General features: G+C 65.2%; 10 protein-coding genes, 1 pseudogene and 1 other annotated feature. Of the genes and pseudogenes, 7 read left to right on the top strand and 4 right to left on the bottom strand.

Annotated elements, in window-relative coordinates; all coding sequences use genetic code 11:
• From Q0C38_RS02050 to Q0C38_RS02025, 6 genes are read left to right on the top strand one after another with little or no spacing between them, the layout of a single operon-like run.
• Complete coding sequence (locus Q0C38_RS02050; protein WP_291295390.1) at nucleotides 1-1497, top strand: tripartite tricarboxylate transporter permease; 1497 nt, start codon at nucleotides 1-3, stop codon at nucleotides 1495-1497.
• On the top strand, nucleotides 1497-2522 hold the full coding sequence (locus Q0C38_RS02045) for a tripartite tricarboxylate transporter substrate binding protein (protein WP_291295389.1): 1026 nt from the start codon (nucleotides 1497-1499) through the stop codon (nucleotides 2520-2522). Before Q0C38_RS02050 ends, Q0C38_RS02045 begins: the two co-directional genes overlap by 1 nt.
• A gap of 54 nt (nucleotides 2523-2576) precedes the next feature.
• Nucleotides 2577-3539, top strand: coding sequence for a 5-dehydro-4-deoxyglucarate dehydratase (locus Q0C38_RS02040; RefSeq protein WP_291295388.1), 963 nt, complete (start codon nucleotides 2577-2579; stop codon nucleotides 3537-3539).
• A gap of 10 nt (nucleotides 3540-3549) precedes the next feature.
• Complete coding sequence (locus Q0C38_RS02035) at nucleotides 3550-4380, top strand: hypothetical protein (protein WP_291295387.1); 831 nt, start codon at nucleotides 3550-3552, stop codon at nucleotides 4378-4380.
• Entirely contained in the window at nucleotides 4377-5624 is a 1248-nt protein-coding gene (locus tag Q0C38_RS02030) for an alpha-hydroxy acid oxidase (protein WP_291295386.1), read from the top strand. The genes Q0C38_RS02035 and Q0C38_RS02030 overlap by 4 nt, the downstream gene beginning before the upstream one ends.
• A gap of 3 nt (nucleotides 5625-5627) precedes the next feature.
• Nucleotides 5628-6062: a heme-binding protein gene (locus Q0C38_RS02025; protein ID WP_291295385.1), complete on the top strand. Its 435-nt coding sequence runs from the start codon at nucleotides 5628-5630 to the stop codon at nucleotides 6060-6062.
• A 294-nt stretch (nucleotides 6063-6356) separates the two neighbouring features.
• Here Q0C38_RS02025 and Q0C38_RS02020 read toward each other — a convergent pair.
• The 4 genes and pseudogenes from Q0C38_RS02020 to Q0C38_RS02005 form a co-directional block, all read right to left on the bottom strand.
• A pseudogene (locus Q0C38_RS02020) lies at nucleotides 6357-6838 on the bottom strand (transposase); the annotation flags it as partial.
• Nucleotides 6438-6554, bottom strand: a sequence feature (AL1L pseudoknot). It overlaps the preceding pseudogene by 117 nt.
• Before the next feature lie 445 nt (nucleotides 6839-7283).
• Complete coding sequence (locus Q0C38_RS02015) at nucleotides 7284-10496, bottom strand: hypothetical protein (RefSeq protein WP_291295384.1); 3213 nt, start codon at nucleotides 10494-10496, stop codon at nucleotides 7284-7286.
• Nucleotides 10480-11184 carry a hypothetical protein gene (locus Q0C38_RS02010; protein WP_291295383.1) on the bottom strand — a complete coding sequence of 235 codons (705 nt, stop codon included), beginning with the start codon at nucleotides 11182-11184 and terminating at the stop codon, nucleotides 10480-10482. Before Q0C38_RS02010 ends, Q0C38_RS02015 begins: the two co-directional genes overlap by 17 nt.
• The gene (locus Q0C38_RS02005) at nucleotides 11181-12638 is read right to left on the bottom strand and encodes a hypothetical protein (RefSeq protein WP_291295382.1); all 1458 of its coding nucleotides are present in this window, start codon (nucleotides 12636-12638) and stop codon (nucleotides 11181-11183) included. Before Q0C38_RS02005 ends, Q0C38_RS02010 begins: the two co-directional genes overlap by 4 nt.
• A 281-nt stretch (nucleotides 12639-12919) precedes the next feature.
• On the opposite strand from Q0C38_RS02005, the gene Q0C38_RS02000 reads away from it, so the two are divergent.
• A complete protein-coding gene (locus tag Q0C38_RS02000; RefSeq protein WP_291295381.1) occupies nucleotides 12920-13165 on the top strand; it encodes a hypothetical protein in 246 nt (81 codons plus the stop codon).
• The last annotated feature ends 49 nt before the right edge of the window (nucleotides 13166-13214 follow it).

Below are 13214 nucleotides of genomic sequence, written 5' to 3'. Positions count from 1 at the left end.
ATGGACGCGTTCAGCGGTCTTCTGCTTGGCTTCCAGATCATCCTCACGCCGCAGAACCTCATCCTCTGCCTGGTAGGAAGCGTGGTCGGGACGTTGATCGGCGTGCTTCCCGGCATCGGGCCGCTGGCTGCGCTCGCGCTCCTGCTTCCAGTGACCTTCACGCTGCCGCCCGTTGCTGGCATCGTCATGCTCGCCGCGATCTTCTATGGCGCCATGTACGGTGGCTCGACCACCTCGATCCTGCTCAACATGCCGGGAGAGGCAGCCTCCGTCGTCACCTGCCGCGACGGATACCAGATGGCGCGCCAGGGCAGGGCGGGGCCCGCCCTCGGGATCGCCGCGATCGGTTCGTTCATCGCCGGAACGCTCAGCGTGCTGGCCTTGTCGTTCTTCGCCCCCGTCCTCGGCGGCTTCGCGCTGCGCTTCGGGCCGCCGGAGAACTTCGCGCTGATGGTGCTCGGCCTTATCAGCACCCTCTTCATGATCTCTGGCTCGACGCTCAAGGGCCTGATCATGATCACGCTCGGCTTCCTCCTCGCCACGATCGGGATCGATGTGGTGAACGGGCAGGAGCGCTTCACCTTCGGAACGATCAACCTGACGGGCGGCATTGACATCCTTCCGCTGGTGATCGGGCTCTACGGCATCTCCGAGATCCTGACGAATGTCGAGCGCGCGATGTCGACATCGCTCGTCACCAGCCGCATCGGCAGCGTCTTTCCCACGCGGGCCGACTGGCGCGTCTCGCTGATGCCGATCCTGCGTGGCAGCGGCCTCGGCTTCCTGCTCGGTCTCATCCCCGGCGGGGGCCCGATCACCGCGGCATTCATGTCGTATGCGCTCGAGCAACGGCTATCGCCGCATCCAGAACGATTCGGTACCGGCACGATAGAGGGTGTGGCGGGACCAGAGAGCGCGAACAACGCCGCCGTCGGCGGCGGCATGGTGCCGGTCCTGTCCCTCGGCATTCCCGGTACGCCGGTCACGGCGCTGCTGCTCGGCGCACTCGTCATCCAGGGGATCCAGCCCGGGCCGCTCTTCATGGTGAACCACCCGGACCTGTTCTGGGGGATCGTTGCCAGCATGTATATCGGCAACCTGTTCCTGCTCATCCTGAACCTGCCGCTCGTGGGGCTCTGGGTGCAGTTGCTGAGGGTGCCGTATCGCTACCTCTTCCCGGTGGTGCTGCTGCTCAGTGTCGTCGGCACCTACTCGGCGAACAAGAACACCTTCGACTTGTGGGTGATGCTCGGCTTCGGCGTGATCGGCTGGTTCCTCCGCAAGTTCGAGTACGATTTCGCCCCCTTCATCATCGCGTTCATCCTTGCGCCGCTGATGGAACAGTCGCTCCGCCAAGCGCTCGTGATGTCGCGCGACGGCCCGATGATCTTCCTGCACCGGCCGATCACGGCCGTGCTCCTTGCTGTCAGCGCCGTCCTGGTGGCGTTGATCGTCGTCAAACCCAGAAGATTCATACCAGGTGGAGGAGATGTCTGATGCTGACACGACGCATGCTGTCCATCGCCGCCGGCGGTCTCGCCGCGGCGGCGGGCTTTCCGGCGGGCCTGGCGTCCGCGCAGGACGCGAGGCCCGATCTCGCTCGCCTCAAGCCGGCGGGATTTCCATCGCAGCCGATGGAGATGACTGTCGTCTACCCCGCCGGCGGTGGCGCGGATCTGACCGCCCGCCTGCTCGCGCGAACGATGGAGCAGATCAGCGGCGACCGGATTCTCGTCAACAACCGGACTGGCGGAGCGGGCATGGTCGGGCATGCCTGGCTCGCCACCCAGGCGCCGGCCGACGGACACGTGATGGGCATGCTCGTCAACCTCGTCTGGGGCGACGCGATGCTGCGTGCCCAGGGCCGGTGGAACTATACCGATCTTGAGCCGATCGGATACATCAACAGTGATCCGATGATCTGGGCGGTGACGACGGATGGTCCGTTCAAGGACATGCCGCTCGCCAGGATCGCCGAGGCGGCGAAGGAGAAGCCCAACACATTCCGGGTAGCGACCGTTCCCGGAAGCATGTGGGACTACCTGATCGAGCAGGTGGAGCAGAACACGGGTGCCCGCTTCCTCAAGGTGCCGTTCCAGAGCGGCGGCGCCGGCACCACAGCCCTGATCGGCAACAATGTCGACATCGCGCCCGCCTTCTTCGCCGAGCTTCGGCCGCACATCGCTTCGGGCAGGGTACGCCTCGCGGCGATCGCGGCTGCCCAGCGCGTCCGTCACCTGCCCGATCTGCCGACCTTCAACGAGGCACTCGGCGGCACTGGATACGAATGGACCCTGATACGCTTCGTCGTCGTTCCGAAGAACGTGCCCGCCGACCGCAAGGCCTATCTCTCGGCCCTTGTCCGACAGGCGATGCGCGATGGCGCGCTGGTCGAGGAATACACGAAGATGGGCGTTCACTTCGACCCTGCGCTGCGCGATGCCGCCGACCCCGCGGCCGCGCTCAACGCGGAAGCGGAGAAGGAGCGGGAGTTCTATCGCCGCACCGGCCGGCTTCGCTGAGTCCCCGTTGCTGGGCGGCCGGTGTGGCCGCCCAGCCGTCCTCAGGAGCACAGCATGATGTCGCCCCTCTCCCCCGACGGCCTGCGCGCGCTGCTGCGCGCGCCCGCACTCCTCTCCTTCCCGCTGACTGACTTCGATGCCGACGGGGCGTTCCATCGCGGTCGGTTCGAAGAGCGGGTCGTGTGGCAGCAGTCCTTCGCGCCGCAGGCGCTCTTCATCGCCGGCGTGGCCGGCGAGTACTTCTCGCTCGACGAGGCGGAGGAGAAGGCAGTGCTCGAGGCCGCCCTTGCGGTCCGTCGGCCCGGCGTGCCGATGATCGCGGCTGCCGGCAAGGGAACGCGCGAGGCGATCGCGGCCGCCCGGATGGCAGAGCGCGCTGGCGCCGACGGGATCCTGCTGTTGCCGCCCTACCTGATCGAGACGTCGCAGCGGGGAATCACGGCACACATCAGGGCCGTCTGCGCAGCGACGGGGCTCGGCGTCATCGTCTACAGCCGCGGCAACGCGCGGCTGACGGCCGATACGCTCGCGCACCTATGCGATGCCTGCCCGAACCTCGTGGCGTTCAAGGATGGCACGATGGACATCGAGCAACTCTGGGCCATCCGCACCCGCCTCGGCGACAGGGTCGCGATCGTCAACGGCATGCCCACGGCCGAGATCTATGCCCCCGCCTATCGCGGCCTCGGCGTGGAGGCGTACTCGTCGGCGGTGTTCAACTTCCTGCCTGCCTATGCGCTCGACTATTTCCACGCGGTCCGCGCGGGCGACCTCGCCGCGCTCGAACGCATGATGGCGGAGTTCTACGAGCCCTATGGCCGGCTGCGCGGGCGACAGGCCGGATATGCCGTCAGCATCGTCAAGGCCGGTGCGACGGTGATCGGCCGCAGCGCCGGGCCGGTTCGGCCGCCGCTTTCGGAACTGACGGAGGAGGAGCAACGTGAACTCGCGGCCCTGATCGGGCGGGTGGTGCAGCCGACTGCACTGGCACGGCCGCTCCACGGCCAGGTGGCGTGAGGTGACGGCCATGTCTGACGACATCCGGATCGTGACTGTCTCGGCAAGCTCCCAGGTCTCCGAAGCCGACCGGGGGCAGGTGATCGTATCCGGCTCCTATGGCGGCGAGTACAATGCCTTTCACGCCGCGAAATGGGGTATCCGCGGCGTGGTGCTGTGCGACGCGGGGATCGGCAAGGACGATGCCGGCATCCGCGGCCTTTCCTACCTCGATGGTGTCGGTGTGCCGGCGGCCTGCGCGGATGTCTGGACCTGCCACATCGCCGATGGGGAGCACATGCTCGCGCATGGCGTGATCTCCTTCGTCAACAAGGCCGCAAGGGCTCTCGGCTGCGCCAAGGGCATGACGGTCCGCGCCTGCGCCGAGGCGATGAAGGCCGGCCCGCCGCAGGCGGTCGAGCTTCCACCGATCGCAGGCGGCAAGCGGTACACGATCCGCGATGTTCCGGGAGAGCCGAAGGTGATCTGTCTCGATGCCGCGCCGATGCTCACGTTGGAGGACGCCGGAGCGATCGCGGTCACGGGGTCGCACGCGGCCCTCTTTCATGGCCGGCCGGACGGGCTGATCGCGCCGGCGGTGGCGGCGGTATTCTTCAGCGATGGCGGCGTCGGCCTCGACGCGGCCGGCATCCGACGGCTCCGGCTGCTCGACGAGCGGAACATCCCGGCCGGCACGGCGGCGGCGGCGAGTGCGCCGATCGGTGATTCGCGGCGGATCTACCAGGAAGGCGTGCTGTCCTATGTGAACCGGTCGGCTGAGGAGCTCGGCGCCGCCACGGGCATTCCGGTGAGCGTTTTCATCACCATGCTGCTCGAGAGAGCGCGAGGCGGGACCTCATGAGGGCAGCCGACGCGATCAACATCGCCGACCTGAAGGCGCTCGCGCGCCGGCGGTTGCCGCGCATCCTCTTTGATGTGATCGAATCAGGCGTCGAGGACGAGCGCGGACTCGCGCGCAATGAAGCCGCGTTCCGCGACTTCCGCATCCTCCCGCGGTATCTCGTCGATGTCAGGACGCGCGACCCTCGCGTCACCCTTTTCGGCCGGCGCTACGCCCAGCCCTTCGGCATCGCCCCGACCGGCTTCGCGGGGCTGTTCCGCCGCGGTGCGGATGCGATGCTCGCGCGCGCGGCGGCAGCGGCCGGCGTGCCGTTCATCCTCTCGGGCGCCTGCGTGGCGAAGCTCGAGGACGTCGCCGCGGCAGCACCCGGCACGATCTGGTATCACCTCTATGCCGCGAAGGATCCGCGCATCAGCGAGGACCTCATCCGTCGCGCCGCCGCTTCCGGCATCGAGCACCTCGTGCTGACCGTCGACAATCCAGTGTATCCCAAGCGCGAGCGCGACATGCGCAACGGCTTCTCGCAGCCCCTGAAGCTGCGGCCCTCGGTGCTCGCCGAGGCGCTGCTGCATCCGGGTTGGATCATCGAGTACCTGCGTGGTGGGGGGCTGCCGTCGATGGAGACCTGGGCGCACTACGCGCCGCAGGGGGCAACGCCCGGCGAGGTCGGTGCATTCTTCCGGACCCAAAGCCCGTCGGTGCAGACCTGGCACGATCTCGACTGGCTACGCTCCCTCTGGGCTGGTCGTCTCATCATCAAGGGCATCCAGCACCCCGACGACGCGCGGCAGGCCGTTGCCGCCGGTGTGGACGGCATCATCGTGTCGAATCACGGCGGCAAGGCGTTCGACCCACTTCCCTCGCCGATCGAGACACTGCCCGCCGTGCGTGCTGCCGTTCCTCCGTCGACTCCCGTCATGCTCGACAGCGGCGTGACGCGCGGCACGGACATCGTCATCGCGCACTGCCTCGGCGCCGACTTCGTGTTCACCGGCCGCGCGCCGCTCTACGGAGTGATCGCGGATGGCGAGGCGGGTGCGGCGCGGGCGATCGCCATCCTGGCCGACGAGATCGACCGCGCGCTTGCGCTGATGGGGTGCCCCGAGGCGGCCGAACTCAGCCGGGCCTTCCTGTTGCCACACGGCGACGATGCACGACGCGATCCCGCGCCGCGCGTCGCCGCGCATCGCGAGGACGCGCGCCCTACCGTTCACGCCGCGCGCCCGGGGGCGAAGGAGGACTGAACGATGGCACCCATTTCCGAGAGCGCGCTTCCGCTGCGGCCGACGTTGACGCTCGCGGTCGCGGAGCGAGCGATCGCAGCCGCCACGGTCGAGGCCGAGCGCCAGGGCGTTCGCGTGACGATCGCCGTGGTCGATGACGGCGGCCACATCGTGTCGTTGAGGCGGATGGACGGTGTCCACACCGGAACGGTGGACGTGGCGATTGCCAAGGCGCGAACCGCGGCGGGATTCCGCCGCCCGTCGCGGCTTCTCGCGCAGGGGCTTGCCGCTGGCGCGACCGCGCTGCTCGCCCTGCCAGGCTGTCTCCCGATCGAGGGCGGCGTCCCGCTCTGCGTCAGCGATCAGGTGATCGGTGCGGTCGGCGTCAGCGGCGCGGCGCCGACGATCGACGACGCCATTGCCGAGGCGGGCAATGCGGCGCTCCTTGCTGCATCTTAACCCTGGGATTGTGCGGTCGCCTCGTCGTGCGGAATGCTCACCACTACCGCCGACGCCGGCAAAAGCCATCCTGTAACGATTGTTGCAAAAAGGTATGATGCACTCGCGTGCGAACTGTTTCGGCGTCAGTGTCAGGATTTCGTCCTCGCGGTAGATCGTGCTGCCGTACGCGGCGGTGGCCACCGCGAGTCGTCGGTTTCCCAGTCCTGGCATTGGCGCTTTCCGCGTCGCTGCGATGCGTGGTCGCGCGTCTTGCGGAGGTAACGGCCAGCGGCAGCGCATCGCCGATCCGGGCATCAGCACGGCATCACGCTTGGCCGGGGCCGGTAGCTTCCCCGGATCACGTCGCCGCGCCGCCTGCGCGCGATAGGTCGACGGGGCCATCGGCAGCACCTTGCAGATCGGCTCGACCCCATAGACCTCGCGATGATCATCGATGAAGCCGATCATGGGGTGAACCGGCGGTCGAGCTCCGCCTGGGCGAAATAGGCCGACGCCTTGCGCAGGATCTCGTTCGCCTGCCGCAACTCGCGGTTCTCTCGCTCCAAGGCCTTGAGCCGGGCCGCCATCTCCGTCGTCGGCCCCGGCCTGCGGCCCGTGTCGCGCTCCGCCTGTTTCACCTATTCGTTCAGCGTCTGGCCCGTGCAACCGATCTTGGCCGCGATCGACAGGATCGTCGCCCAGCGCGACGGGTGCTGCGCCTCATGCTCCAGCACCATCCGCACCGCCCGTTCGCGAACCTCAGGTGAGAACTTGTTCGTCGTCTTGCTCGTCATCGCTCCAGCCTCTCAGGAGTTGGAGCCTCCGACAAACCCGGGGCGGTTCAGACCGAGGCACGCGCTCAGCTCACGGCGATGGGCAGCCTCGAGGGGCTCACGGCCGAAGGTTCTCAGTTTCATCGCAAGTAGCGTGCCTTCCCAAGGCGGGAACTCTCGCTCGGTCAGTCTGCTACGAGCAAGAGTTCGATGTTGGGGTAGACGATGGGATAATGCGTCTAAGGGAAATCCTAATCTGTTGATATGGTGATACATTCATCGTTCAGCTTGGCGGAGGGGGTGCGTCGGGGTTCGAATCGTCTCCACTTTCGGCGCGGAATTCCGTGCGACATCGAGAAATGCGCCCCCTCCGCTGCATCTGTGTCGGCGAGAGCAGGAACGGATCGCACATGACTCACCTCTGACCCGCTCCGTCACACACCACGAGAAAGCATGGGTCCTGCGCCTAACATGCCGGCCCACTCGCACCAGTTAGCGTTGCCTGAAGCATCGGCCTTAGCGCATTGAACCCCCTTTCCCATCGGTCCCAACTATGGGTGCTCCGGATCCCAGTGCGTGTTGCGCCATTCGTCTGTTCCTTCACCATGCGCCTGAGGGATAGACTCCCGATCGCCTGTTCAACCAGCGTACCGTCCGGAACGTTTCCGCGTCGAAGGCAGGCGCCAACATACTTCACTAGGGTATCGAAGCATGGCACCTCATTTCTTGTGCCCATAATGCCATCGTTACAGAAGCCCTGGCGATAGACGGCAGCAGCGACGTTGTCGTCGAAGCAATAGTCGCCTGCATAGCTGAACCACTCCGGATGAACCACGACCACCGCGTAATCCGACAGTTTCAGCGAACGCTCAATATCCTCCTTAACACTGTACAGTTTTTCTCCGCTGTTCAGCGCGAGGCAACTGCGCGATGTCCGCACCATGAATTCGGCCGCAAGTCGCTCGGTGCGGTCGATCTGGCCGCACATTTCCTCGGCCTGCTGCATCAGCCATGTTACGAAATACCAGATTTCCTTAGCCTCGACCTGCTTGTTGTCACGTTTCAACTTTCTCCATTGACGCTCGCCAAACCGAGCCGCCCGGACCAGTTCCTCGGGATGGAATAGGAAGCGTGACCTAGCGTGCAGTAAATCAAGCAACGTCTCCCATGCCTCGGCGCCGGCTTCGTTCGAATTTGTAATCCACCGCAGTTGGGACCAAGTGAATTGCTCGCCCAGTCGCCCCACACGTTCCTGGATTTGGGTGAAGCGTTTGCGGCTATCCGTCGACAGGTCATCACCGGCAGCATGGACTGCCCTGCCGAGTTGCCATTGGATTTCGTGCCGACGGCCCGGGTCCAGCACTGCTGCGAAGTCGAAGCGCGAAGCGCTGTCCCCTGCGGATTGCTCAAGGAAGCCGGCAAGGGCAGTGGCTGCATCCGCATGCCGCTTCGCCCTCTCGTGTGCCTTGTTCGGTAAGGCAGCGCGCCGGCTAAGGAAGTATTCTCCGATCCCACTGGCGAATTCGAGCAGACGGCTGTCGCCGAAGTCGACTTCCTGCAGCGTCCGCAACATGGCGCGGCATGGCTCAGGCTCGCCGCCCAGTATCGTTAGTGCAGCATCGGAGGTGAAGCCGTGGCGGAAGACCGACAGCTTTGCCGCGGCGGCGGCCAAGTCGGCATCGCCGAGGTCTTCTGGCGCCAGCGTCCGAAAATAGGAGTCTGCCGCCTCCTCGACCACGATGACGCGGAGGCGTCCAAGGTAATGCGCCACGCACCTATTGGAGGATGGCCTGAGATAGTCGCTGTCCTCTTGCCAGCGCGACCAGATCTGGTGCTCTAGCGAATGCAACCGCAGTCGCCCGGCAGGCCCGGTGGCAAACTCCGGCAATTCGGTCCGGATGGGGGCGATGATAACCAGCACGTCCGGTGGGAGCACTCGCTCTGGACTCTGCGGGGTCATGTCATTCAGCCGCTCGGCCAGGATACGTGCCGGAACTTCCTTTGAGACGGTGAAGGCGAAGTTCCGGAAGCTTTCCTGGTCGGCACCGAGGACCGGCCAGACCAGTTGCCAAAACCGGTCAGGCAATTCGTTCTCATAGCTGCGGACGAAGGCGAAGTGCCCGATCCGCTCGCCTTCCTCCTGGAGCCAGCGACCCGCAGCATGATCGTAGGTAATGCGATCGGGATCGTTTGCCATCATCTTATTCAGCCGGTACAGCGCCTGGGCGACGCTGGTCGCACGTACATTGCTTAGCCTCAGGATTGGCACATCGGAGTACCTGAGCGCATCAAAAGCTTGCTGGATTTCGGCACGCTCGTCCTCAGCGACTCTCCAAGGTTCCTTGTCGATGGTACCGAACCGTGCGGCCAAGTCCGGTGCGCGGATGAAACGGTGGCGCCGGGCTTCCTGGCCGAAGGCAAGCTGGGCGTATTCTTCGAGCCTGGCCCCAGGTACGACTTCGAGATGCTCATCGAACCCTTTTTCGGCGGTTCCACTCGGCACGATGATCCGGTCGATGGTGTGCTTGCGCTTTACCCAGCGAATCTTGCTTAGGGTGAGGCGGCGAAACTCGTGATCATTGGGCGCCAGAATCCAACGGTCCTCGCCGTTCCACTGAGAGCCGTTAGGGATTCGCCCGCCAAGGCCGCCTGTGGCGGAGACCGTCTTGAGGCCGGGCGAACCGATGAAGCGGGAATAGACTTCAAGCGCAAGTAAACTCTGCAGGCTGGACTGCTCAAGCCGGATCCCAACCGGTAGCAGCGCGGCGAAGGGCTTGAGGACTGCCGCGGCGGCGCTGAAGTCGAACCGGACCGAGGCTCGGCGCAGTTGCCGCTTTACATGCAAATCGCGGGTAGCGAATGTCTTGAGCCAGAGTCGCTTCGCAGCCAGTACCGAATCGTCGATGAAGCCCCGGACCTCCTCGCCGATGGCGATACTGCCCTCGCCCTCGATGGCGATGGAGTTTTCAGGATCGCCATAGGTCCAATAATGCACATCGATGGCCACTGGCAGTGCGAAGGCGAAATCCTGCGCCTGGGGCACCACGAACAGAGGCCAAGCATAGGCACGTTGCAGTAAGGCGTTTTCCACCATGGCCCAGCGGCCCGGCAGCCTGCTCTCTCGCATAGCGGCGATGGCGGCGATGGCGCCCAATCCGACCGGGCTGGCCTGCAAGGCACGCATTAGTCGTTCGAGACTATCCTGGTGGTCAGTCCAGCGGTCGGCACGGCGAGTTACTCTGAGTTCAGCCTGCGCCAGCCGGGCGATCATGTGCGGGCTGTGCAGGCCACCGCCGAGGCAATGCGCTACCAGCCGTGCGCCAGCTATCAGCGACTTGTTGTCTTGCCAGGAGATGTTCTTAAACGCCCACTCCCAGTTCGGCCGATGGTGGTACCAGAAAGGAATTGCACGCTCTGGCAATTCGCATAGGGCGGCCAACGCCGGTGGCGGCAGCTGTTGTAGCGTCACCTGATACGGCACGGGGTGCGGCAACCCTTCGTCAGGTGCCAGCCTATCGCGGAACACAGCAGCCTGGAATTCGCGCTTCGCCGGAGGCCCGGTTTCTTCCAGAAAGCGGAGCAGCAGCGCTCCGAACGCCAGCTGCTGACCGGCGAGCCAGCTCCTCAAGCGTGCAAGCGGCGCCAACGCTTCGCGTTCAGCCTCAGCCCCAGGCGGCATCGTCTGGTTTCCCGAGGCAGAACTGCACCGCAGCCCCAACGCCGAGTCGCGGCACCAGGAAGCCGTGCTGCACATCAGGCGTGAGTTCCAGCGTGAACTGCTCGTCGTTCAGTCGAAGCCAGGTCAGGCTCAAGCTTTGCTGCTCCGGCCTCAGATACACCGCTCCGCCCTGACACCACAGCACGGCCTTGTGGCCAGCGGCATCCTTGATGGCGCCAATCGCTTCGCCCCCGGCCGGCACCCGCAGACTCTCGAAGTCGGGCGCGACATCCCCCGTCGTTGGGGGTGCGCCGATCGTTGCTGCAAGTGCCAAGCCGGCCGTACGGTACAACTCGATGTTGTCGTTAACCGGCTGTGAGTCAGCACGCGCCTTGTCCTCCTCAGACGCCTTGTCCGCCGCGTCCTCGTCGTCCAGGTTGCTGTCGTACTCGGCCAGCCTTTCGTCCTCGTACAGCTCGTCGTCGTCCAGAGGGGCGTCGAGCACCTGTTCCGCGAACGCGGCCGCTAGGCGAGCGAACGCCTCATCCCAGCTTTCCTCGCCCGATCCCTCGCCCGCGGCATCACCTGCGGGCGGCGGCACGGCCGAAGGGCTAAGGGCGGTCACCTTCGTGCCGATGGCGGGCGGCAGCCGCTCGTAAGCGGCCAGGCTTGTATTGAGCAAGTCAATAAGCTTCCGGTCCGTCGTCATCCGACGTCTCCTTGGCGTGCTCTAAGCGCGCCTTGCCTGCGCTTGGGAGCGGCTTTGGCCGCCTCAAGGGCATTGTTCACGAACTGTAGCCAAAGCTCGTCCAGTGGCGGCATGTCTTCGCCCTTCTTGCGGCGCTCCTCATATTCGCCCTTAAGCTCCTGCATCCTTGCAAGCAGCATGCTGCAAACGTTCTCAAGCGCGCGCTTGGCGACCTTAACCGCTTTGTTGATGAGCTTCTTCTTGGGGTCGGCATCAGCCCAACCCAACTTCTTTGCGATGTCATCTTGCGGCCAGCGGGTAAAGGCGATCTCGGTCGAGTCGTCGCTTTCCCTTTTCGCAACGATCTCATCCAGCAACACCGGATTAGCACGAACGCATTCCAGCACGTCACGGGCATAGGCGGCGCGGTCCTGGATGCGAAGGCTTGCCAGTTCAAAGAGCGCGTTCGTCAGTTCCTTGGTCTTGTTACTGCGCTCCTTCGCTTCGAATTCGGCCAACGGCTTCGGCGCATCGTCCTTCCGATCGCCGGTCAGATCATCAAGGTCCTGGTCACCTACGTCGAGCACGACGGCGCCAAATGCGACCTGGTGCAAAGCGGCCTGCAGCTTGGCCACTCCATTCCGTGCTCCGCCGATCTGACCATCGAGCCACATCGCGAAGGAGTCGCTGGACAACATCATTAGGGCAAGCGCCACGTCGGCTTCATACGAAATGTTGCGCCCGTCTCGCAGGCGAAGCTCTTCGCACTGCCCACGCAGCTGGCCGACTAGGTTTTGCTCCGTGGCCGCATTTCTGTCCTGGGCCGCGCGCTCCCGCGCAGCTTGCAGCGCGGCAGCCGCATCGCCGAAAGCGCCGCGGAACAATTTGTTGCTCGTCGCATTAACGGGATCCAGCAGGACGGCGGCGACGTGGAAGGCATTGACCGGCCCGCTATCATCCCGGGCCAAGCGCTCCGCCGCGATCAAGACCGCCTCCATTCGCCGCCCGGGCCTGTATTCACGCTGCCTTCCACGATGTCCGTGGTTGCGGCTTGTGTCGCTTTCCGCGCGCCTCGCAAACAGTCTGTTAGCGTAAATCCGACGAAGCGCCTTGACGATCGCTGCCCGTTCGCTCGCACTCAGAACCTCGCGCCCATCGCATGGAAAGTAGCGCTTAGCCGGCACCAGTAATCGGCTCGTGATGATGTCTTGGGCGCGGTCGTTGCCATTCTCGTTCTCGAGCGCGCCTAACCTAGTCCGGAACGCCACGTACAGTGCGTGAGCGCCTCTGTGGTCCAGTCGCGCATACAGCGCCAGCCCCGCCCAATCCTTGCGGAGTTGTCCCACCAGCGTCGCCACGGGCATGCTCGGCACCGGCACGAGAACCGTCTCTTCCGGCGGCGCCAGTAGGCCGATCAGCATGCTCGACACCCGCTGGGTGTCGATATCAGGGAAGTCCATCGCGAGCTTGGCCAATAGGAGCTGAGAAGCGTCTGCGCGCTGAGCCTCGTCAAATGCCGCATACCCCGCCTGAAGGCATGCGAGCGCCCGGTTCCGCCGACCCCTCCTGCTACTGTCGCCGTCCGGCATACGCCTCCTCCACTGGATGACCGCCCCTTCAAATCCGGAGCAGCGGCGGCGATTGTTGCCGTTCTCCGCCCTGCTGGCGCTCTCATGAATCAAAATTCATTATTCTCAGAACAGCAAGTCCCCGCGCACGCGCGCCGCTCGTCTCTTGCAACGGCGGGAGCGACGAGATGCAACACGATGATGGGGCCCGCGTGGGCGAGGCAGGATGGCAGCAGGCGCACGCGGTGCAGGCTGAGGCGCCAGTTCTGGTCCGCGAGCGCCGGCCGGGCGACCACGTGGCGCCGGATGGGTGGTGGGCATTCCAGACCGTTCGGGTCGCGGGTGAACTCCTCTGGCTCCGCCGCTTCGGCGGAACGCGCCTCGCGGAGGCCACGGGCGACGCGCTGCTGGGTCCCTGGCACCCGCCGCGCTAGGGCGAAGGGCCGAGCGCCCGTAAGGGGCGTCACCTGATTATCTGGATTG

It is taken from the genome of Elioraea sp., from assembly GCF_022842375.1.
GTDB lineage: Bacteria > Pseudomonadota > Alphaproteobacteria > Acetobacterales > Acetobacteraceae > Elioraea_A.
This window is presented reverse-complemented; position numbering and strand designations above follow the sequence as displayed.

What these genes read in the sequence shown, in the direction of transcription:
- Q0C38_RS02035 (WP_291295387.1), top strand. Translation starts at nt 3,550, where the DNA reads ATGTCTGACGACATCCGGATCGTGACTGTCTCGGCAAGCTCCCAGGTC.
- Q0C38_RS02045 (WP_291295389.1), top strand. Translation starts at nt 1,497, where the DNA reads ATGCTGACACGACGCATGCTGTCCATCGCCGCCGGCGGTCTCGCCGCG.
- Q0C38_RS02025 (WP_291295385.1), top strand. Translation starts at nt 5,628, where the DNA reads ATGGCACCCATTTCCGAGAGCGCGCTTCCGCTGCGGCCGACGTTGACG.
- Q0C38_RS02000 (WP_291295381.1), top strand. Translation starts at nt 12,920, where the DNA reads ATGCAACACGATGATGGGGCCCGCGTGGGCGAGGCAGGATGGCAGCAG.
- Q0C38_RS02030 (WP_291295386.1), top strand. Translation starts at nt 4,377, where the DNA reads ATGAGGGCAGCCGACGCGATCAACATCGCCGACCTGAAGGCGCTCGCG.
- Q0C38_RS02040 (WP_291295388.1), top strand. Translation starts at nt 2,577, where the DNA reads ATGATGTCGCCCCTCTCCCCCGACGGCCTGCGCGCGCTGCTGCGCGCG.
- Q0C38_RS02015 (WP_291295384.1), bottom strand. Translation starts at nt 10,496, where the DNA reads ATGCCGCCTGGGGCTGAGGCTGAACGCGAAGCGTTGGCGCCGCTTGCA.
- Q0C38_RS02050 (WP_291295390.1), top strand. Translation starts at nt 1, where the DNA reads ATGGACGCGTTCAGCGGTCTTCTGCTTGGCTTCCAGATCATCCTCACG.
- Q0C38_RS02010 (WP_291295383.1), bottom strand. Translation starts at nt 11,184, where the DNA reads ATGACGACGGACCGGAAGCTTATTGACTTGCTCAATACAAGCCTGGCC.